A 19,590-nucleotide genomic window follows, 5' to 3' on the forward strand; every position below is an offset into this window, starting at 1 on the left:
TACCGCCTGCCGCGGCGTCGGGGGAAAACCGTCAGCAAACCGGGGAGCGCAGGCGGCTCAGCAGTGCCGCCCGGAGAGGACCTGCGAGGTAGAAGGATCCGGTGACCACCAGGACGTCGTCCTCTCCCAGCCGGCTCAGGGAAACGGCCAGGGCCTCCTGGGGGTCGGGCAGGCTCAGGACCCGGGAGGTATATCGCCGGGCCACCTCCCCAAGGGCTTCCGCGGGAAGGGCCCGGGGATCCTGCGGGGTGGTGGCGATGACCTCTCCCGCGAGCGGGACGATGATCTGGGCCACGGGGTCCGGATCATGGGTCGCGATCATCCCCAGCACCAGGACCACCCGCCGCCCCGAAAACAGCTCCCTGAGGGTGTCCCGCAGGGCCGCCATGCTGGCGGGGTTGTGGGCCACGTCCACCAGGATGGCGGGGCGCAGTCTCAGGAGCTCCTGCCGGGCGGGCCACGACAGGCGCGCGAGCCCCATGCGGGCCGCCTCTGGTGCCAGCCTCCGCCCCTCCCGGCGCAGCAACGCCTCCACCGCGGTGATGGCCACCGCGGCGTTCACCGCCTGGTGCCGCCCCAGCAGCGGCACGTGGAGGCCCTCGTACCGACCCAGAGGGGTTTCCACCGTGAAATCCACACCGTCCAGCCCCACCCGGCGGATCTCGTAGTGCACGTCCCGGCCCACCTCGACGAGACGGGCCCCCAACTCCCGGCACCGCTCGTGGAGAACCTCCCAGGGTTCCGGGAGCTGGGGCGCGGTCACCACGACGCCCCCCGGCCGGATGATCCCCGCCTTCTCCGAGGCGATCTCCCGGAGGGTGTTGCCCAGCACGTCCGTGTGGTCGTAGGAGATGGGGGTGATGACGGAGAGCTCTGGATCGCAGATGTTGGTGGCATCGAGGCGTCCGCCGATCCCCACCTCCAGGATGGCCCGGTCCACCCCCTCCCGGAGGAAATGCACGAGGGCCAGGGCCACGGAGACCTCGAAGTACGTGGCCCGACCCCAGGGATCCCCCTCCCCTGCTTCCACCGCCGGGCGCACCTCCGCCACCAGGTCCGCGAGGGTCTCCTCCGGGATCAGGGTGTCCCCCACCCGGATCCGCTCCCGGAAGTCCACGAGGTGGGGTTTGGAATACAGCCCCACCCGCTCCCCGGCCTCCGCCAGCACCGCGGCCATCATGGCGGCGGTGCTTCCCTTGCCCTTCGTGCCCGCCACCAGCACCGTGCGCAGGGCGTTGTGGGGGTTCCCGAGACGCTCCAGGAGCGCCCGAATGCGGTTCAGCTTGATCTGGGCGTAGGGCATGGGGGCCCGCTCATAGTTGAGCAGGCCCTCCAGCCACTCCAGCGCTTCCCGGTAGGTCATGGAACCGGCGCGTCCGCGGCCACCTGGAGCTGCGCGGCCTGCAGGGTGTTCCGGAGGAGCATGGCGATGGTCATAGGTCCCACTCCGCCGGGGACCGGGGTGATCCAGCCCGCCACCTCCCGCACGCCTTCGAAGTCCACATCGCCCACGAGGCGATCGCCGACCCGGTTGATCCCCACGTCGATCACCACCGCACCGGGCTTTACCATCTCCGCGGTCACCAGCCGCGGCCGCCCCGCGGCCACCACGAGGACGTCGGCCCGGCGCGTGTGCTCCGCCAGGTTCTCCGTGCGGGAATGGCACACGGTGACGGTGGCGTGCTCGCCGAGGAGCAGAAGGGCCGTGGGTTTGCCCACCAGGCTGCTCCGCCCCAGGACCACCGCCTGCTTGCCCACCAGGGAGATGCCGGTCTGCCGGATCAGGGCCAGGATGCCGAGGGGTGTGCAGGGGACGAGCTGCGGCCGGCCCAGGGCCAGGCGGCCCGCGTTGTAGGGGCTCAGGCCGTCCACGTCCTTGCGGGGATCGAGCCGCTCGAAGATGGCCTCCGGATCGATCTGCGGGGGCATGGGCATCTGCGGCAGGATGCCGTGCACGTCCGGCCGCGCGTTCAGGCGCTCCACCAGCTCTAAGACCTCTGCCTGGGTGGTCTCCTCCGGGAGGTGGAAGGTCTCCGAGCGGATGCCCACCCGACCCGCGGCCCGGGTCTTGTTGCGTACGTAGACCGCAGAGGCGGGGTTGTTCCCCACGAGGATGGCCGCAAGACAGGGGGTGACGCCCCGCGCCCGCACGAAGGCCTCCACCTGCTCCCGGACCTCCTGCTCCACGCGAGCCGCCAGCTGCTGCCCATCGAGAAGGTGCGCCATCGCTCCCCCGTGTCCGGCTTCGGGTGCCGAAATGGATCAATCTGGAGCGGGAGACGGGAATCGAACCCGCACCACCAGCTTGGAAGGCTGGGGCTCTACCATTGAGCTACTCCCGCTCCTCACTCCTCTGGTGGGCGGGGAAGGATTCGAACCTCCGAAGGCGTTCCGCCAGCTGATCTACAGTCAGCCCCCTTTGTCCACTCGGGCACCCGCCCAACCACTGCTGAGTATACCAGGAGCCCCCTGCGGGTCAAGGCGAGGGGCTTCTGGACGCGGGGCCGGAACCGGTGCACAATGGTCCCGACACCGTCCGAGGTGAGGAGCGTTCCATGGCCGCGACCGTTTTCGGCGTCCTCATCGCCCTGGGGGTCATGGGCGGGGCGGTCTACATGGGATGGAAGCTGCTGGCGCCCAGCTGGCGAAGCGCCTGGGAGGAGATGAACCGCTCCCTCGGCCAGGTCTCCCTCCCCTTCCCCCGGATGGACCTCCAGGAGGACCTCAAAGGCCGCATCCCTCCCCCCCGGCTCTCGTGGAACTGGGCGGCCGCGGTGTTCGGACCCCTGTGGTACTTCGCCATGGGTCTGTGGGCCCACTTCGTGGCCCTCGCGGCCCTGGTGTTCCTCTCCGGTGGGCTGCTCGCACCCCTCGTGTGGCTTTACTGTGCCCTGAAGGCCAACGAGGACCTGTGGGAGGCCCGGAAGGCCCGGTGGAGCGCGTACTAGTCGCCTGGGTTTACCTGAGGTACACGCGGGTCTATACTGGGGGCGAGGTCGGGTGATCCGGATCGCGGTCGGCCGGATCCCCGGCCCTTCTACTGCGGACCACGGAGTTGGAGATGGCGCACGGGACACCGGCCCCTTCTTCGGAGAGCACCGGGAATCCCCTGGAACGGACCGCGGGTTCCGGACTCAGCCTGGGACTCCTGTTCTGGCTGTTTATGCTGGCCGCGGTGGCCGCTACCTTGTATGCCCGGCGCGCGTGGTGGCTTCCGCCCCTGGCCGTCCGGGAGGGGGCCAGCATTGACCGGCTCATCGAGATCACCCTGGGCGTGACGGGCGCCGCCTTTTTGCTCGTGCACGTGCTGCTGGGCTACTTCGTGATCCGCTACCGCACCCGGGGACAGCCCCGAGCCCACTACTTCCCCCACAACACGCCCCTGGAGGTGCTCTACACCGCGGTTCCCGCCGCGGTGCTGGTGAGCCTCAGCGTGGCGGGGTTGATGACCTGGTCCAGGCTCCACGCCCCGCCGCCCCCGGATGCCTTCCTCATCGAGATCCGGGGCCAGCAGTTCAGCTGGTCGGCCCGCTATCCGGGACCGGACGGGAAACTGGGCCGGGTGGATCCCCGGATCCCCCAACCCTTCAACGTGGACCCACAGGACCCCGCTTCCAGGGATGACGTCACCAGCAGCGAGATCTACCTCGTGGTGAACCGACCGGCCCACATCCTCCTGCGGAGCCGGGATGTCCAGCACAGCTTCTGGGTCCCCGCCTTCCGCCTCAAGAAGGATCTCCTGCCGGGGCGCACCACGGAGCTCTGGCTCACGCCCACCCGTACGGGCACCTTCGACATCGCCTGCGCGGAGCTGTGCGGGGTGGGGCACTACACCATGCACGGGCAGGTCCGGGTGGTGACCCAGCAGGAGTTCGACCGCTGGATCGGCCAGCAAGCCCAGAGGAGATAGGGGGATTCCATGGCGGCGGCTACGGAACTCCACGTGCCCGAGGCCCACCGGGAGAGCTTCTGGACCCGCTACGTCTTCAGCCAGGACCACAAGGTCATCGGGATCCAGTACCTCCTCACCTCCTTCGTCATGCTCCTCATCGGCGGGGCGCTCGCCATGGCCATGCGGGTAAACCTCGCGTGGCCCCAGAGCGGCATCCTCCAGGCGGATCAGTACCTGGCGGCGGTGAGCATGCACGGCACCCTCATGGTCTTCTTCGTGCTTACCCCCGCGCTGCTGGGAGGATTCGCGAACTTCCTGGTGCCCCTCAAGATCGGGGCCCGGGACATGGCCTTCCCCTTCATCAACATGCTCTCCTACTGGGTCTTCCTCCTCTCCGCCCTGGTGCTTCTCGCGAGCTTCTTCGCGCCGGGCGGTCCCCTCAACAGCGGCTGGACGGCTTACCCGCCCCTCAGTGCCCTCCCGCAAGCCGCCCCCGGTTCAGGCCTTGGGCAGAGCCTGTGGCTCGTGTCCATCGCCATCTTCTGCGTCTCGAGCCTACTGGGCTCCCTCAACTACATCACCACCATCCTGGTGATGCGCACGCCCGGGATGCGCCTGGGACGGCTCCCCCTTACCGTGTGGGGGATCTTCCTCGCGGCCATCCTGGCCCTCCTGACGTTCCCCGTGCTCATGGCCGCGGGGATCCTGCTTCTGTTTGACCGGCACGCGGGGACGAGCTTCTTCATCCCCGCAGGGCTCGTGGTGGGCGGGGAAGTGATCCGGCACACGGGCGGGAATCCTCTCCTCTGGCAGCACCTCTTCTGGTTCTTCGGGCATCCCGAGGTCTACATCGTCATCCTCCCGCCCATGGGCATCGTCTCGGACGTGATCGCCAACTTCGCCCGCAAGCCCATCTTCGGCTACCCCGCCATGGTGGGCTCCATGGTGGCCATCACGGTCCTGAGCTTCCTCGTCTGGGGCCACCACATGTTCGTGAGCGGGATGCATCCGCTGCTGGGCACGGGGTTCGCCATCACCACGCTCCTCATCGGAACCCCTTCCGCGGTGAAGACCTTCAACTGGCTGGTGACCCTGTGGCGGGGCAAGCTCTACTTCAGCACCGCCATGCTCTTCGCCCTGGGCTTCATCAGCACCTTCGTGGCGGGAGGGCTTACGGGCATCTTCCTCGGCAACGCCGCGGTGGACATCCCCCTCCACGACACCTTCTTCGTGGTGGGGCACTTCCACCTGGTGATGGGGGTGGCGGCCCTGTTCGGCATCTTCGCGGGGACCTACTTCTGGTTCCCGAAGATGTTCGGCCGCATGATGGACGAGCGGCTGGGCAGAGTCCACTTCTGGCTGAGCATCCTCGGGGTGTACGGGACCTTCTTCCCCATGTACTACCTGGGGCTTGCGGGCATGCACCGGCGCATCTTCAACTACCAGGCCTTCCCCTACCTCGCGAAACTGCAGCCCGTGCAGGTCTTCATCACCCTGAGTGCCTTCCTCATCTTCCTCGGAGGATTGGTGTTCGCCTACAACCTGTTCACGAGCCTCGCGAACGGCCCCCGGGCGGACCGCAACCCGTGGCGGGCGACCACCCTGGAGTGGTTCGCGGACAGCCCCCCGCCCCACGGGAACTGGCACGGCGACGCCCCTCGCGTGTACCGGGGCCCGTATGAGTACAGCGTGCCGGGTGCGAGGGAGGACTACCTTCCGCAGTGGCTGAGCCCGGTGGAGGCGGGGGTGGAGGCCGAGCACTGATGGCGGTCACCGTCCGGGAAGTCGCTCCTCCGCCTCCTCCGAAGCCTCCCGCGGAGCCCCCGCATGAGGACCGCCGGCCGGAGGGCCCGCCTCCACCGCGGGTGGCCACCCGGGTGGGGATCTGGCTCTTCGTGGGGGCCGTCACCCTTTTCTTCCTCGCCCTCACCAGCGCCCTCCTGGCGCGGGCGGAGGGCCTGGACTGGGTGCGGATCCCCTTCCCGCGAATCCTGTGGGGGAGCACGGCAGCCATCCTTTCCAGCAGCTTCGCGCTCGAACAGGCCCGGAGGGCGTTGGGGAAGGGGGACGGAAAGAGGTTCCGCGGGCGGCTCCAGCTGGCCGCCCTCCTGGGAGGCGGGTTCCTCGCGGCGCAGTTCACCGCCTGGCGGGAGCTCTCCCACCACGGGCTCTCCCTCGCCAACAGCCCCCATACCGCGTACTTCTACCTCCTCACCGGCGCCCACGCGGCGCACCTCCTGGGCGGACTGGCCTGGTTCGGAGCACTGGTGCGGCGGGCAAGGCGCGGGCAGGTGGATCCGGAGCGGATCGCGGATTTCGCGGTGTACTGGCACTTCCTGGCAGGGCTTTGGGTGTATCTTTTCGCCGTTCTGTTCCTGTGAGGAGGTCGGGCCGTGGCGGAAGCCGTTCGAACCTTAGAACGCACGGAGGCGCGGGCCGCGGACGTCTGGGCGGGCGGGGTTTCCCCCTTCGGCATGAGCTGGGGGAAGTTCATGATGTGGATCTTCCTCCTCTCGGACGCCTTCACCTTCGGGGGGCTTCTCGTCGCCTACGGCGCGGTGCGGATGGGTTCTGGGGCCTGGCCCAACGCCGCGGAGATCTTCCGCATCGGATTCGTGGGCACCATGACCTTCATCCTCATCTGCAGCAGCGCCACCATGGCGGTGGCGGTGCATGCGGCCCGTCGGGGGGACCGAGGCCTCGCGGAGGGCTTCCTCCTGCTGACCATCCTCGGCGGCCTCACCTTCCTCGGGATGCAGGCGGTGGAGTGGACCCACTTCATCCGGGAAGGCGCACGGCTCTCCAGCAACCCGTGGGGGGTCCCGGCCTTCAGCGCCTCCTTCTTCCTCATCACGGGGTTCCACGGCGGGCACGTGACGAGCGGAGTCCTCTACCTCTCCTCCGTGCTCCTCAAGACGCGTCGGGAGCGCCGGATGCTGGAGGCCTGGGAGCGCCCGCTGCGGGATCGGGCGGGCCGGCGAATCGATCCCGGCGCCCGGGTGCGCCTGCTGCACCTCTCCCAGCGGCCGGAGCTCGTGGTGGAGCAGACCCACCCCCAGTGGGGGAAGGTGGTGGTGCTGGTTCCGGAGAAGGGACCCAATGCCGCGGACATGGTGCCCGTGGAGTGGGTGGAGGTGGTGGAGGAAGCCCCGACCCCCCCGATCCCCGTGGATCGGAGAGCCCACGCGGAGCGCATCGAGATCGCGGGCCTGTACTGGCACTTCGTGGACCTCGTGTGGGTGTTCGTGTTCACCCTGATGTACCTGATCCCGCCCGCGGTCCTCGCCACCGCCCCGCACTAGGAGGAAGCCATGCAGGAGGAGCGGCACGCGGAACACGGATACGCGATCTACGCGGTCACCTGGTTCTGGCTCCTGGTGATCACCGTGGCGGAGATCTGGATCACCCTCGTCCATCTTCCCCGAGGGGTCCTCATCACGGGTCTCGTGGGGCTCGCCGTCCTCAAGGCGGCCCTCATCATGGCGTACTTCATGCACCTCCGGTACGAGCGCCCCGTGGTGACCGCCATCTTCAGCCTTCCCATCGCCATCCTCCTCCTGGCCCTGTTCGCGGTGGTGGGCATGGACGCCCTCGCGTTCTAGGGGATGGGTGAGGCGTCCCCTGCACGCTCTCCCCGGATCGCCCCCATCTGCCCCTCTCCCCGAGCCCGGCGCATGGGCCTGCTCGGGGCCCTCGTGATCCTCATCGCGGCCCTGTGGCCGGTTCCCGCGCTCCTCGTCCAGGATCTCGACGGACCGGAGGTGATGGGGATCTTCCCGGTAGGCCCCGGGCAGACCCTCCACCTCCGCTACCGCCACTCCCTCTACGGCGGACGGGTGTGGGAGCATTTCCGGATCGGCCGGGAAGGACTCGTCCTCGTGGCGGTGGAGGCGGAGCGGGAGGCCGCCCTGGAGTACTACGGGCTTCCGCGGCGGATCCGGTACCGGACGGGAGGGGGAATCGTGGAGGGATTGAAGTTGCCCGTGGGCGAGCTGGTGGTGCGCGCCACGTCCCTGGGAGAGCGGACGCTGGTGGTGGGTGGCCGCGCCATTCCCCTGGCGGCCGGGCGGGAGGGACACCGGATCCGGCTCCGGGTTGTGTCCCTCCCGGCGGTGCGGCTAGTCTGGAACCGGCTACGGGATTACGGGAAGGGACGATGACCGAGGTGCAGGCCGCGCAGCCTGTGCAATCTGAGGTCGAGGAACTCATCGAGCGGTTCGAGGGAGCCACCCGCAAACTCCCCGGCCCCGTGGGGTGGCTGGTAACGCTCCTCGCCCTCGCCGGCTCCCTCTACCACCTGTGGGCCGCCCAGGCGCCCTACATCCGCCAGCTCCACCTCACCCGCCACCTGCTTCTCGTTCTCGTGCTCACCTTCCTGCTGTATCCCGGGTGGAGGGGAGCGCGGCACCGCGTGCACCCCTTGGACTGGCTCCTGGTGCTCCTCTCCGTCCTTGGCCTGGGGTGGGTGTTCTGGGATTTCGAGCACTTCGTGTACCGTCAGGTGGTCCCCAACCTCTATGACCTCCTCTTCGGCACCCTCACCCTCCTCACGATCCTGGAGGCCACCCGACGGACCACGGGCTGGCCCCTCGTGATCCTCGCGGTCGCCTTCCTCCTCTACGCCTTCTACGGTCCCCTTCTCCCGGAACCGTGGACCCATCGGGGGTATGACCTCCACCGGGTGATCGGCCACCTGTACGTGGGGCTGGAGGGGATCTTCGGGATCCCGCTGGACGTCTCCGCCAGCTTCATCATCCTGTTCACCCTCTACGGGTCGTTCCTCGAGCAGTCCGGAGCCGGGAAGTACTTTGTGGACCTGGCCTTCGCCCTCATGGGCCGGCGGCGCGCGGGGGCGGGCCAGGCGGTGACGGTGGCCTCCTTCCTCCTGGGCGGGCCCTCCGGAAGCGGGGTGGCCACCACGGTGACCGTGGGAGCCATCGCGTACCCCCTGCTGCGCCGCAGCGGCTACGACCCGGAGTCCGCGGGAGGGTTGCTGTCCGCGGGCGGCATCGGCGCCGTGATCTCCCCGCCCATCCTGGGGGCCGCGGCCTTCATCATCGCGGAGATCCTGAAGATCTCCTACCTGCAGGTGATGGTGCTCGCCATCGTCCCCACGTTGCTGTACTACTTCTCCATCCTCCTCATGATCGAGCTGGATGCCCGGCGGTTCGGCCTCCGACAGGTGGAAATCCGGGCGGAGAACCCCTGGCGGCTTGCGGGCCGCTACTGGTACCTGCTGGCCTCTCTGGTCCTCATCCCCCTCTTCATGGTGCGGGGGTTCACCGCCATCGCCGCGGTGTTCTGGTGCATCGTGACCACGGCCCTCACCAGCCTCCTCCGTCCTGAGACCGCCCTGGTGGCCGTGCGGCGTGCCCCCGGAGCCGCACCCTGGCCCCCGGGGACCCGCAGGATCCTCGGGGGGATCCTGGGAGCGGCCCTGGCCCTTCTCCTCGTCCCGGCCCTCCGGAGCCTCCTTGCCCTGCCGTCCCTCCCGGCGGCGACCCTATGCATGGCTCTCGGCGCGGCCCTGGGCGCCGCCGCGGAGCGGGCGTGGAGGGAGCCGTACACGGGAGAACCCCTGCGTCCCCAACCCCTCGCCTTCCGGAGGCTGGGGGCATGGGAGGTGAGCGGTGCCCCCCTGGTGGCCGCCCTCGTGAACGGCACCAAGCAGGTGATCACCGTGGCGGTGACCTGCGCGGTGGCCGGGATCATCGTGGGGGTCATCACCCTCACGGGGCTCGGGCTCAAGCTCTCGGGCATCATCGTGGACCTGGCCCGGGGTCAGCTGCTGCCCACCCTGCTCTACTCGGGGATCGCTCTGTGGATCCTGGGACTGGCCCTGCCCATCACCGCCACGTACATCATCGCCGCGGCCATCATCGCTCCCGCCCTCATCCGCCTGGGCGTCCATGAGCTGGCGGCCCACATGTTCATCTTTTACTATGCCATCCTCTCGGAGGTGTCCCCGCCCGTGGGATTGAGCCCCCTCGCGGCCTCCGCCCTCACGGGCGGAAACGCCTTCCGCACCATGCTCATGGCGTGGAAGTACACCCTGCCCGCCTTCGTGGTACCCTTCATGTTCACCGTGCACCCGGATGGGATGGGCCTGCTGCTCCACGCCCCCTGGGAGGTCACCGCGAAGGTCATCCTCACCGCCCTCCTGGGGCTCATAAGCCTCAGCGCCGCGGTGAACGGGTGGCTCCTGCGCCGGACTTCCTGGCCGGAACGGTTGGTCCTCGCCCTGTGTGGCCTACTGCTCATCTACCCGGCCGCCGCCCTGGACCTGGTGGCCGCGGGAGGCCTCGGGGCCGTCCTCCTGATCCAGTGGGTTACCCGGCCCCAACCGGCCCCCCAGCGGGGCGGTTCGCATCCTTAAACGAAGGAGGCGAGCACCGTGGAAGAGGACCTGAGTCCTCTGGCTCCCCTGGAATCCGCCACCGCCTCCGAGGTGGTGGCCTGGTGTGCGGAGCTCCTCCTGCACAAAGCCCGCCTCCATCTCGGCCTCTCCCCGGAGAAGGGGCCGGCGGACCCGGACCAGGCGCGCCTCGCCATGGACGCTGCGAGCGCCCTGGTGGAGCTCCTTCAGGGAAAACTGCCCGGAGAAACCCTGGGAGAGCTCCTCATGCACATCGCGGATCTGCGCCTCCGCTACCTGCAGCTCCGGCCGCCGCGCTAGCCGGAGGTCACCGCTCCGAAGGGAGGAAGATGGCCCGTCCTTTCCCGTCCGCGAAGACCCGGACCGTGATCTGGTGCTCTCCCGGCGGGAGGTACGGGGCCTCCAGGATGAGGGCCCCCGTGTCCACGGAACCGATAAGGCCCGTGCCGTTGCGCAGGATGGTGTAGCCCCGGCAGGTGTCGAACTGGTAGGGGACGAAGATCACCTCCTCGGCCAGCAGACCTCGGGCGGCGAGGTCGTGGAGCAGTCCATCAATTCGCTCGCACGTGGACCAGCCGTAGCTGTCGCCGGAGACGATCACCGCCGCCTCCCCCTCGCCCCTCCAGACCCGCACGCACCCCCCCAGGCCGTGGCGGGCGATCAGGGACTCGGCCTCCTCGGCACCCTCCGGCCTGATGGGCACCTCGTCACACCAGTAGTAGATCCCCATGGCCGACCTCCCATCCAGGATCGTGCATAGATATTCACCGTGGCTGCCTTCCCATTTAGTACGCCACGGATAACCGCCTGTCCCTCCTTGATTTCGAGAAATGTTTCCGGGGAATCCAAATGCAGAGAATTCTGAGCAGACCTCCTGTGGCTCCCGGCCGAGGTGCGGGGTACAATAAGCGCATGGCGAACCGGCTGACGCATGTCAAAAGCCCTTACCTGCGGGCCGCGGCGCACCAGCCCGTGGACTGGTACCCCTGGAGCGAGGAGGCCTTCGAGCGGGCGCGCCGCGAGGACAAACCCATCCTGCTGGACATCGGGGCCGCTTGGTGCCACTGGTGCCACGTGATGGATCACGAGTCCTACGAGGATCCTGAAATCGCCGCCTTCATCAACCAGCACTTCGTCCCCGTCAAGGTGGACCGGGATGAGCGGCCGGATCTCGACATCCGGTTCCAGAACGCCGTCAGCGCCCTCACGGGGCAGGGCGGTTGGCCCCTCACCGCCTTCCTCACCCCCGAGGGACACGTCTTCTACGGCGGCACCTACTTCCCCAAGGAGGATCGGTACGGACTCCCGGGGCTGAAGCGGATCCTGCAGCAGGTGGTGGAGACGTACCGGAAGGAGCGGGACCGCACCGTGGCGTTTGCCAAGCGCCTGGTGGAGGACCTGCGCCGGGCCCAGGCCGCCACGGGCCGCGAGTCCCTCTCCTGGGAGCTGGTGGATCGGTGCCTGGATGAAGCCAGTCGGGCCTTCGATGTGCGGTACGGCGGATTCGGGTCCGCGCCCAAGTTCCCGCACGCGCCGGTCTTGGACCTGCTGTTGCACCTGTGGTGGTCCCGCCGGGAGGGCTGGATGGAGACGGTGGTGACCCGCACCCTGGAGGCCATGGCCCGGGGCGGAATTCGCGATCAGCTGGGCGGGGGCTTCCACCGGTACAGCACGGATGCCCGTTGGTGCGTGCCCCACTTCGAGAAGATGCTCTACGACAACGCGGCGCTGCTTTCCACCTACGCCCGGGCCGCCGCGGCCCTGGATCACACGGACTTCCGGGAGGTGGCGCAGGACACGGCAGCCTTCCTGCTGGACGTGCTCCAGGATCCCCACGGCGGATTCGGCGCAAGCCAGGACGCGGATGTGGGCCCCGGGGACGACGGGGACTTCTTCACCTGGACCCTGGAGGAGGCGGCCGCGGTCCTGGATCCCGAGGAGCTGGAGATCGTGCGGCTGCGGTTCGATCTGCACGAGGTCGGGGAGATGCGGCATGATCCCCGCCGCAACGTCCTGTGGATCGCCCAGGACGTTCCGGAGATCGCCCGGAATCTCGGCCTCGCTGCTGAGCGGGTGGAGACCCTCCTGGCCCACGCGGTGGCAAAGCTGCGGGCCGCGCGGGCTCAACGGCCTGCCCCTGCGGTGGACCGCACCCTCTACGCCAGCTGGAACGGGATGGCCATCCAGGCGCTTCTGCTGGCCCACCAGGTGCTGAGGGACCCGCGTCTGGGGGAGGCGGGCCTGCGGGCCCTCCGGCGGTTCCTCCGGGAAGGCTACCGCGAGGGTCTCGGGTTCCCGCACGCCCTCCACGCTCCAGACGGCCCCCGCACCCTGGACGACCAAGTGCACATGGGGCGGGCGCTGCTGGCGGCGTATCAGTACACCTCGGATCCCGGCTTCCTGCACGCCGCACGGGGGATCGCGGAGCTGCTGGACCGGGCGTACTGGGATCCCGCAGAAGGCGGCTACTTCGACGTCCCCCGCGACGCCGCGCGGGATCCCGCCCTCGCCATCCCCTACAAGCCCCTGCAGGACGCCCCGACTCCCGGCGGGAACGCCGCCGCGGCCCTGTTCCTGCAGGACCTCGCACTCCTCACGGGGGAAGCTCGCTACCGGGAGCGGAGCGAGGAGGTGCTGGAGGTGTTTGCCCGTCCCGCCTCGGCCCACGGGTACTTCGCCGCCACCTACTGTCTGGCCCTCTGCCGCCACCTCCAGCCCGGCGTCCACGTGGTGGTGGTGGGTGGCCGGGAGGACCCGCAGGCCCGAGCCCTGTTCGAGGCCGCCTGGTACACCTTCCACCCGGACAAACTGGTGAGCTGGCGGGCGCCGGATGAGGCGCTCCCCCCTCCGGTCCAGCCGATGGCCCAACACGCGGGCGGTCGGGCCGCGGCCTTCGTGTGCCTGGGGGTTTCCTGCCGGCCCCCCACCTTTGATCCGGAACCCCTCCGGGAGGTCCTCCGGCAGCCGCAACGCCACCCCTGACGCGGCCCGAGCGTCGTTACGGTTCCGTTGCGAACGCGGTTCATCCTGTCCTCCGAGTGAGGGCGCCGCCCAGGATCGAGGCCCGGGAGTTTCTCGACGGCCCCGCCCAGGACCCGGTGGCGTTCGCGGGCCTGCTCGCGGACATCCGGCGGGTGAACCGGTGGTATGGGGGTCGGACCCTGGTCCTGTCCCATCTCGAGGCGTTCAGCCGCCGCATCCCACACCGTCCTCTTCGCATCCTCGATGTGGCCACGGGAAGCGGGGACATGCCCGCGGAGATGGTCCGGTGGGCCCGCGCGCGGGGAATCCCCCTCCGGATCCTCGCCGTGGACATCCACCCGGAGATCCTGGCGGTGGCCCGGGCGCTCCTCGAAGGCGTCCCGGAGGTGATCCTGGTGCGGGCGGACGCGCGGGCCCTCCCGCTTGCAGACCGGAGCGTGGACGTGGTGTTCTGCGGGCTCGCCCTCCACCACTTCTGCTGGGCGGACGCGGTCCGGGTACTGCGGGAGGTGGACCGGGTGGCCGCGGGCGGGTACGTGGTGCACGACGTGCTGCGCACCTGGGCCGCGTATCTCGGCGTGCTGGCGGACACGTGGATCCTGGGCCGCAGCCGTCTGAGCCGTCACGACGGCCCCTTATCCGTCCTGCGGGCATACACCCTGGAGGAACTCGAGGCCCTCGTCCGCGCGGCAGGACTTCGGAACGCCGAGGTTCGGCGCCACCGGTTCCAACGGGGCGTGATCGTACGCTGGCCGGAGGAGCGGGATGGACGCTGATGTCCTGGTGGTGGGGGCCGGGCCCGCGGGGAGCAGCCTGGCGATCCACCTGCGCCGGTTCGGCTGGCATGTGCGGCTCGTGGATCGGGCGCACTTTCCCCGGCCGAAGCCGTGCGGCGAGTACCTGAATCCGGGTGCGGTGCGGCTGCTGGCACGGCTCGGCCTCGGGGCGCGGATACAGGCGGCGGGCGTGCGGATCCACGGAATCCTCCTCACGGGCCCGGACGGCACCTCCGGGTGGGCGCCGTTTCCCTCCGGGTTCGGCCTGCTGGTGCCGCGGGTCCGGCTCGACCACCTCCTGGTCCAGGAGGCGGTGCGCATCGGCGCAGAACTGCTGGAAGGTGTCCGGGTGGATGCGGCCGCTCCGGGCAGTCCGCCTGTTGTCTCGGCCCGTGGGCAAAACCGCGTCTTCCCCCTCCGGGCCCGGCTGGTGGTGGGAGCGGATGGCCTGCACTCCGCGGTGGCTCGATCCCTCCAACGGCTGCGGCCTCCGGCCCACGCCTACACCACCGTAGGGGCATGCTTCGAGGGGATCGCGTGCGACCATCCGCGCGGAGACCTCCACGTGGGACCCGGGTGGTACGTGGGGGCGGCACTCTACGGCAACGGCGTGGGGAACGTGGTGGCGGCTCTGCCCCAGAGGAGGATGCGGGAGGCCCGGGATCCCCGCGCGGCCTTTGCGGGGGCGTGCGCAGAACTTCCCGTGCTGCGCCGCCTCATGCGGAACGTCCGGCCGGTCGCGCCCTTCGCGTGCGTGAGCCCCCTCGGGTTCACGGTGCGACGGGCGTGGGCTCCAGGCATCCTCCTCGTCGGCGACGCCGCGGGCACCGTGGACCCCATGACGGGCCAGGGCGTATATCTGGCGCTTCGGAGTGCCGAGCTCGCCGCTGGCTTCATTGACCGATTCCTGCGGACGCAGGACCTGCGGGCGCTTGCGGACTACGATCAGATCCGGCGAAAGGCCTTCCGCCGCATGTGGGCCATCGCCCGGATCCTGCAGTGGGGGGTGCGGCGCGGGCTCGCGCGCCGGTTCATGCGGTGCCTGGTGGATTCCCCAACCCTCGCCTCCTGGCTGCTGGGAGTGGTGGGAGGAAGGTGACCGTGCGCCTCGTGCACACCGCCCGCATCCGGGCGCCCCTCGGGGCGGTCTTCGACCTCGTCCGGGACGTGGAGCGCTGGCCGCGGCTTCTGCCCGCCTACCGGCGGTGCCGGATCCTGGAGCGGACGCAGGATCGCCTGACCTTTGCCATGGCCGGATGCATCCGGGGCTGGCCCGCCCGGTGGGTGGCGGTGCAGGAGGCCGATGAACCTGGCCGCCGCATCGTCTTCCGGCACCTCCGCGGGATCACCCGCGGGATGGTCGTGGCGTGGCAGTTCGAGCCGGACGGGGAAGGGACGCGGGTGGTGCTCGTGCACGACCTCACGCTGTCTTGGCCGCTGGTGGGCCGGTGGGCCGCGGAGCGGATCGTGGGACCCGTGTTCCTGGACTTCATCGCCCGGAGAACCCTGGAGGCCGTGCGGGCATGGGCGGAGCGGCGGAGAGGAGCGGGAAGACGGGCAGGCACCGGGTAGTGGTCACGGGGATCGGCGCCGTCACCCCCATCGGGATCGGCGTGGAGGGGCTCTTTCGCGGGATCCTGGAGGGCCGGTCGGGGGTGCGGCGGCTTGAACGGTTCGACGCCTCCCCGTTCGCCAGTCAGGTGGCCGCGGAGGTGGCGGACTTCGACCCCGCGGCGTTCCTGGATCCCAAGCAGGGGAAGCGGCTCGATCGGTTCGCCCAGTTCGCGGTGGTCTGCGCCCGTCAGGCGGTGGCGGACGCGGGCCTGGACCTGGAGGCCGTAGACCGGGATCGGGTGGGGGTCTTCATCGGGACCGCCCTGGGTGGAGCCGCGTTCGCGGAGGAGCAGGCCCGCATTTATCTCCGGGAGGGAATCCGGCGGGTACGGCCGACCCTGGCGGTGTCCGTCTTCGGCGGGGCCGCCAGCTGCAACATCGCCCTGGACCTGGGGATCACGGGTCCCACGAGCGCCAACAGCGACTCCTGCGCCTCCGGGACCATCGCCATCGGGGAGGCCATGCGGCTCGTGCGCGACGGCGAGGTGGACCTCATGCTGGCGGGCGGGGTGGAGGTGCCCCTCACGCCCCTCATCTTCGGGGCCTTTGACCTCCTGCGGGCCATGTCTACGCGGTTTAACCACGATCCCGCCCGTGCCAGTCGCCCCTTTGACCGCGGCCGGGACGGGTTCGTGATGGCGGAGGGGGCGGCCGTCCTGGTGCTGGAACGCCTGGAGCATGCCCTGGCCCGAGGCGCCCGCATCTACGGGGAGGTCCTGGGGTACGGCACCACGAACGACGCCTACCACATGACCGCGCCGCTCCCGACGGGTGCCCAGGCGGCCCGGGCCATGCGGCTTGCCCTCGCCGACGCGGGGGTCTATCCGGAAGAGATTGACCACATCAACGCGCACGCTTCCAGCACCCCCCTCAACGACGTGACGGAAACCCGGGCCATCAAAGAGGTCTTCGGCCCGCACGCGTACCGGATCCCCATCAGCGGCACCAAGTCCATGCACGGGCATCCACTAGGCGCCGCGGGTGCCGTGGAGGCCGCCATCTGCCTGTTGAGCCTTTTTCGGGACTACGTGCCGCCCACCATCAACCTCGAAGAACCGGACCCCGCGTGCGACCTCGACTACGTGCCGGGCCGCGGAAGGTTCGTCCGGGTGCACCACATCCTCAACAACTCCTTCGGGTTCGGCGGGATCAACGCCTGCCTGGTGTTCGGACGACCCCCGGTCCCCCTGCCCGAGAGACGGTAACCCTTCCCTGTCAAGTTTCCCGGATTCGCGCGGGCGTTTAGGCTACGGATGGAATGTACGTCCGTCTCAAACACGCGCTGAGCGAACTCACCCTCCAGGCGGTCCGCGATCCCGCCCAGGCCCGATTCGTGGTGTGGCTCGCGGGGTACGCGCAGGTGGCCGTCGCGGGGGAGGCGGTATCGCTCTTTCGGGTGCAGTCCACCGCTCGTCTCCTCGCGGCCCCGCTGGGGTGGAGGGTGCGGCAGCGGGATCTCACTTCCCTCGTGGGACGACGGCTCCTGTGGCGGGGAAGCCGTCGGATCGGGCTCCCGCGGCCCTACCGCCCCTTCTGGCCGTACTTCCGCACACAGACCCTCCGACTCTACCGGGTCACCGCACACCTCCTCCGCCACCCGGAGGTGGGGGATCTGCCAGACGATCTGTACCGGGGTCTTGTGCTCTTCGACTTCGGGCTGTACTTCTCGTGCCACGAGTACTTCGAGGGTCTGTGGCGCGCGGCAGGTCCGGACGGCCGCGATTTCTACCACGGACTCATCCAGGTGGCGGCCGCCTTCTACCACCACGAGAAGGGTAACCGGCGCGGAGCCCTGGCCTTGCTGCGCCGCGGACTTTCCAAGCTCACGGCGTACCGTCCCGGCTATCGAGGGATGGAGGTGGAGCGCGCGTGGGCGATCCTGGCCTCTTGGGAGGATCGGTTCCAGCAGGGGGCGTCGGCGGACCCTCCCCGGATCGTCGTACAATCGGAGCGACCCCTGGGACCGGGGGAGGGAGCATGAAGCGGGTATTCGAGCACATCGAGCGCAACGCCCAGACGTACATCGCCGCCCTGCAGCGGCTGGTGCGTCAGCCCAGCGTGGCGGCCCAGGGGATCGGGATCGAGGCGTGCGCGGAGCTGGTGGCGGAGATGCTCCGGGAGATCGGCGCCCGGGTGGAAGTGCTGCGGCTTCCGGGTGCGGCCCCGCTCGTGTACGGAGAGGTCTCCGGCACTTCCGCCAAGACGCTGCTCATCTACGAGCACTACGACGTCCAGCCTCCGGAGCCGCTGGAGGAGTGGATCTGCGATCCCTTCGCCGCGGAGGTGCGGGGGGACCGGATCTACGGCCGCGGGGTGGCGGACACCAAGGGGAACCTGGTGGCCCGCATGTGCGCGGTCCGGGCTCTGCGGGAGGTCACGGGACGGGTGCCGGTGACGGTGAAGTTCCTGGTGGAGGGGGAGGAGGAGATCGGGAGCGTGCACCTATCGGAGTATGCGGAACGCCACCCGGAGCTCTTCCGGGCGGACGGGTGCCTGTGGGAGTCCGGGGGCAAAGACCACCAGGAGATCCCCAACCTGTACCTGGGCGCGAAGGGGATCGTGTACGTGGAGCTGGAGGCCCGGGGGGCAGTCCGCGACCTCCACTCCTCCCTCGGCACCATCGTCCCCAACCCTGCCTGGCGACTCGTGTGGGCGCTTTCCACCCTAAAGGACGAGGAGGAGCGCATCCGCATCGAGGGATTTTACGACGACGTGGCGGAGCCTACCCCGGAGGATCTCACCCAGCTGGAGCGGATCGCATCCACCCGGGACGACGCGGCCCTGCTGCGAGACCTGGGATTGGACCAGTACCTCCTGGGACTGAGCGGGGTGGAGCTCCTGAAGCGGCACCTCTTCCAGCCCACCTGCACCATCTGCGGGCTCACCGGCGGCTACTCCGGTCCCGGATCCAAAACCGTGCTCCCCAGGGTGGCCCGGGCAAAGGTGGAGTTCCGGCTTGTGCCCAATCAGAGGGCGCAGGACATCCTTCGGAAGCTGCGGGCGCACCTCGCGCGGCACGGGTTCGCAGACATCCAGGTGACAGATCTCGGCATGGAGGATCCTGCCCGCGCGCCCATGGATGCGGAGATCGTGCGGGTGGTGGCCGCTACGGCCCGGGAGGTGTACGGGCGGGATCCCCTCATCTTCCCCCTCATGGCCGCCACGGGGCCCATGGACGTGGTGTGCGGGAGGTTCGGCACCCCTGTTGTGGGCACGGGAATCGGGTATCCCGGAGCCAACGTACACGCCCCCAACGAGAACATCCGCATCCGGGACTACGTGGAGGGCATCAAGCACATCGCCCTCATCCTGGAACGGTACGGGGCCCCATAGGGGCGTTTGACTTTCCCCCGCTCCCTCCCTATCATGGGGGCGGCCCGGAGGGGTGGCCGAGCGGTCCAAGGCGGCGGTTTGCTAAACCGTGGCGGGGCAAAAACCCCGCCCGTGGGTTCGAATCCCACCCCCTCCGCCAGCTTAGGGTCTCATCGGCCGGTACACCACCACCATCTGAACGCGTTCCCCCCGGGACTTATCCAGGGCGAATGAGATCCCCAGACCCGGATAGGCGAGGACCAGGGTGCTCCGATCCTCCTGGGCTTGGTGGGTAGGACCGAAGGCCCGTAAAACCTCCTCCAACCCGCTCCCCACGCCGATCCCCTGTGCGGTGCGGTACCGTGGGTGCTCCACGAAGATGGTGTCCACATGCCCTGCGGAGTCCACCCGCACCGTGATCCCCCGCTGCGGCCAGAAGAATTTGCCGCCCCCCTCGGATCCGGCCCGCCCGGCCGGGGGACCCAGGTGCTGGAACACCTGGACCACCCGCATGCCGAGAACGACGGGGCCCACCCGCTGGCCGGGGACGATGAGGAACGCGGCCGGGATCACCGGGAGGATCGCCAGGGCCGCGACCAAGGCGGATCCGAACCTCGTGGACAACCGTTCCACCCCGC

At 69.5% G+C, this 19,590-nt stretch carries 20 protein-coding genes and 3 tRNA genes; 17 read left to right on the plus strand and 6 right to left on the minus strand.

From position 1 onward, the window contains the following. Positions 1–31 precede the first annotated feature (31 nt). The 4 genes from QN206_08165 to QN206_08180 all read right to left on the minus strand — a co-directional run bounded on the left by QN206_08165 (position 32) and on the right by QN206_08180 (position 2,441). Complete coding sequence (locus QN206_08165) at positions 32–1,363, minus strand: folylpolyglutamate synthase/dihydrofolate synthase family protein (GenBank protein ID MDR7614786.1); 1,332 nt, start codon at positions 1,361–1,363, stop codon at positions 32–34. Next, positions 1,360–2,226 (minus strand): bifunctional methylenetetrahydrofolate dehydrogenase/methenyltetrahydrofolate cyclohydrolase FolD, encoded by an 867-nt coding sequence (gene folD / locus QN206_08170; protein ID MDR7614787.1) that lies wholly within the window; start codon positions 2,224–2,226, stop codon positions 1,360–1,362. Before folD ends, QN206_08165 begins: the two co-directional genes overlap by 4 nt. A gap of 42 nt (positions 2,227–2,268) precedes the next feature. Beyond that, positions 2,269–2,342, minus strand: a tRNA-Gly gene (locus QN206_08175). A 12-nt stretch (positions 2,343–2,354) separates the two neighbouring features. Further along, positions 2,355–2,441: transfer RNA gene (locus QN206_08180), tRNA-Tyr, on the minus strand. Positions 2,442–2,555: 114 nt separating this feature from the next. Between QN206_08180 and QN206_08185 the strand changes: the two genes are divergently transcribed. From QN206_08185 to QN206_08225, 9 genes are all read left to right on the plus strand, one after another. Beyond that, positions 2,556–2,948 (plus strand): DUF2628 domain-containing protein, encoded by a 393-nt coding sequence (locus tag QN206_08185; protein ID MDR7614788.1) that lies wholly within the window; start codon positions 2,556–2,558, stop codon positions 2,946–2,948. Between the two features lie 113 nt (positions 2,949–3,061). Next, a complete protein-coding gene (locus tag QN206_08190; protein MDR7614789.1) occupies positions 3,062–3,910 on the plus strand; it encodes a cytochrome c oxidase subunit II in 849 nt (282 codons plus the stop codon). Positions 3,911–3,919: 9 nt separating this feature from the next. Then, entirely contained in the window at positions 3,920–5,656 is a 1,737-nt protein-coding gene (locus QN206_08195; protein ID MDR7614790.1) for a cbb3-type cytochrome c oxidase subunit I, read from the plus strand. After that, positions 5,656–6,273: a cytochrome c oxidase subunit 3 gene (locus QN206_08200; protein ID MDR7614791.1), complete on the plus strand. Its 618-nt coding sequence runs from the start codon at positions 5,656–5,658 to the stop codon at positions 6,271–6,273. Before QN206_08195 ends, QN206_08200 begins: the two co-directional genes overlap by 1 nt. 12 nt (positions 6,274–6,285) lie before the next feature. Beyond that, positions 6,286–7,194 (plus strand): cytochrome c oxidase subunit 3, encoded by a 909-nt coding sequence (locus QN206_08205; GenBank protein MDR7614792.1) that lies wholly within the window; start codon positions 6,286–6,288, stop codon positions 7,192–7,194. Between the two features lie 9 nt (positions 7,195–7,203). Continuing rightward, positions 7,204–7,494, plus strand: a complete 291-nt coding sequence (locus tag QN206_08210; GenBank protein MDR7614793.1) for a cytochrome C oxidase subunit IV family protein — start codon at positions 7,204–7,206, stop codon at positions 7,492–7,494. 72 nt (positions 7,495–7,566) lie between these two features. Beyond that, positions 7,567–8,052, plus strand: a complete 486-nt coding sequence (locus QN206_08215; protein MDR7614794.1) for a DUF1850 domain-containing protein — start codon at positions 7,567–7,569, stop codon at positions 8,050–8,052. Further along, entirely contained in the window at positions 8,049–10,268 is a 2,220-nt protein-coding gene (locus QN206_08220; protein MDR7614795.1) for a TRAP transporter fused permease subunit, read from the plus strand. Before QN206_08215 ends, QN206_08220 begins: the two co-directional genes overlap by 4 nt. A gap of 18 nt (positions 10,269–10,286) precedes the next feature. Beyond that, positions 10,287–10,568: a hypothetical protein gene (locus tag QN206_08225; GenBank protein ID MDR7614796.1), complete on the plus strand. Its 282-nt coding sequence runs from the start codon at positions 10,287–10,289 to the stop codon at positions 10,566–10,568. 7 nt (positions 10,569–10,575) lie between these two features. On the opposite strand, the gene QN206_08230 is transcribed toward QN206_08225, so the two are convergent. Then, positions 10,576–10,998: a hypothetical protein gene (locus tag QN206_08230; protein MDR7614797.1), complete on the minus strand. Its 423-nt coding sequence runs from the start codon at positions 10,996–10,998 to the stop codon at positions 10,576–10,578. Between the two features lie 182 nt (positions 10,999–11,180). Here QN206_08230 and QN206_08235 point away from each other — a divergent pair, with 182 nt between their 5' ends. The 8 genes from QN206_08235 to QN206_08270 all read left to right on the plus strand — a co-directional run bounded on the left by QN206_08235 (position 11,181) and on the right by QN206_08270 (position 19,112). Next, positions 11,181–13,250, plus strand: coding sequence for a thioredoxin domain-containing protein (locus tag QN206_08235; GenBank protein ID MDR7614798.1), 2,070 nt, complete (start codon positions 11,181–11,183; stop codon positions 13,248–13,250). A gap of 56 nt (positions 13,251–13,306) precedes the next feature. Further along, positions 13,307–14,026, plus strand: coding sequence for a methyltransferase domain-containing protein (locus QN206_08240; GenBank protein ID MDR7614799.1), 720 nt, complete (start codon positions 13,307–13,309; stop codon positions 14,024–14,026). After that, positions 14,016–15,125, plus strand: coding sequence for an NAD(P)/FAD-dependent oxidoreductase (locus QN206_08245; GenBank protein ID MDR7614800.1), 1,110 nt, complete (start codon positions 14,016–14,018; stop codon positions 15,123–15,125). The genes QN206_08240 and QN206_08245 overlap by 11 nt, the downstream gene beginning before the upstream one ends. Further along, the gene (locus tag QN206_08250; protein ID MDR7614801.1) at positions 15,122–15,598 is read left to right on the plus strand and encodes an SRPBCC family protein; all 477 of its coding nucleotides are present in this window, start codon (positions 15,122–15,124) and stop codon (positions 15,596–15,598) included. Before QN206_08245 ends, QN206_08250 begins: the two co-directional genes overlap by 4 nt. After that, positions 15,550–16,845: a beta-ketoacyl-ACP synthase II gene (gene fabF / locus QN206_08255; protein ID MDR7614802.1), complete on the plus strand. Its 1,296-nt coding sequence runs from the start codon at positions 15,550–15,552 to the stop codon at positions 16,843–16,845. Before QN206_08250 ends, fabF begins: the two co-directional genes overlap by 49 nt. Before the next feature lie 53 nt (positions 16,846–16,898). Continuing rightward, a complete protein-coding gene (locus QN206_08260) occupies positions 16,899–17,621 on the plus strand; it encodes a DUF309 domain-containing protein (protein ID MDR7614803.1) in 723 nt (240 codons plus the stop codon). After that, positions 17,618–18,973 (plus strand): M20/M25/M40 family metallo-hydrolase, encoded by a 1,356-nt coding sequence (locus QN206_08265; protein ID MDR7614804.1) that lies wholly within the window; start codon positions 17,618–17,620, stop codon positions 18,971–18,973. Before QN206_08260 ends, QN206_08265 begins: the two co-directional genes overlap by 4 nt. A gap of 46 nt (positions 18,974–19,019) precedes the next feature. Then, a tRNA-Ser gene (locus QN206_08270) sits at positions 19,020–19,112 on the plus strand. 2 nt (positions 19,113–19,114) lie between these two features. Here the strand turns inward: QN206_08270 and QN206_08275 are convergent. Beyond that, complete coding sequence (locus tag QN206_08275) at positions 19,115–19,576, minus strand: hypothetical protein (GenBank protein MDR7614805.1); 462 nt, start codon at positions 19,574–19,576, stop codon at positions 19,115–19,117. Positions 19,577–19,590: the final 14 nt, after the last annotated feature.

It is taken from the genome of Armatimonadota bacterium (assembly GCA_031460175.1).
In the GTDB taxonomy this organism is placed as follows: domain Bacteria; phylum Sysuimicrobiota; class Sysuimicrobiia; order Sysuimicrobiales; family Sysuimicrobiaceae; genus Sysuimicrobium; species Sysuimicrobium tengchongense.

Coding starts and splice junctions, on each gene's coding strand:
- QN206_08215 (MDR7614794.1), top strand. CDS start 7,567: ATGGGCCTGCTCGGGGCCCTCGTGATCCTCATCGCGGCCCTGTGGCCG.
- QN206_08185 (MDR7614788.1), top strand. CDS start 2,556: ATGGCCGCGACCGTTTTCGGCGTCCTCATCGCCCTGGGGGTCATGGGC.
- QN206_08165 (MDR7614786.1), bottom strand. CDS start 1,363: ATGACCTACCGGGAAGCGCTGGAGTGGCTGGAGGGCCTGCTCAACTAT.
- QN206_08235 (MDR7614798.1), top strand. CDS start 11,181: ATGGCGAACCGGCTGACGCATGTCAAAAGCCCTTACCTGCGGGCCGCG.
- fabF (MDR7614802.1), top strand. CDS start 15,550: ATGGGCGGAGCGGCGGAGAGGAGCGGGAAGACGGGCAGGCACCGGGTA.
- QN206_08195 (MDR7614790.1), top strand. CDS start 3,920: ATGGCGGCGGCTACGGAACTCCACGTGCCCGAGGCCCACCGGGAGAGC.
- folD (MDR7614787.1), bottom strand. CDS start 2,226: ATGGCGCACCTTCTCGATGGGCAGCAGCTGGCGGCTCGCGTGGAGCAG.
- QN206_08245 (MDR7614800.1), top strand. CDS start 14,016: ATGGACGCTGATGTCCTGGTGGTGGGGGCCGGGCCCGCGGGGAGCAGC.
- QN206_08260 (MDR7614803.1), top strand. CDS start 16,899: ATGTACGTCCGTCTCAAACACGCGCTGAGCGAACTCACCCTCCAGGCG.
- QN206_08200 (MDR7614791.1), top strand. CDS start 5,656: ATGGCGGTCACCGTCCGGGAAGTCGCTCCTCCGCCTCCTCCGAAGCCT.
- QN206_08220 (MDR7614795.1), top strand. CDS start 8,049: ATGACCGAGGTGCAGGCCGCGCAGCCTGTGCAATCTGAGGTCGAGGAA.
- QN206_08190 (MDR7614789.1), top strand. CDS start 3,062: ATGGCGCACGGGACACCGGCCCCTTCTTCGGAGAGCACCGGGAATCCC.
- QN206_08230 (MDR7614797.1), bottom strand. CDS start 10,998: ATGGGGATCTACTACTGGTGTGACGAGGTGCCCATCAGGCCGGAGGGT.
- QN206_08210 (MDR7614793.1), top strand. CDS start 7,204: ATGCAGGAGGAGCGGCACGCGGAACACGGATACGCGATCTACGCGGTC.
- QN206_08265 (MDR7614804.1), top strand. CDS start 17,618: ATGAAGCGGGTATTCGAGCACATCGAGCGCAACGCCCAGACGTACATC.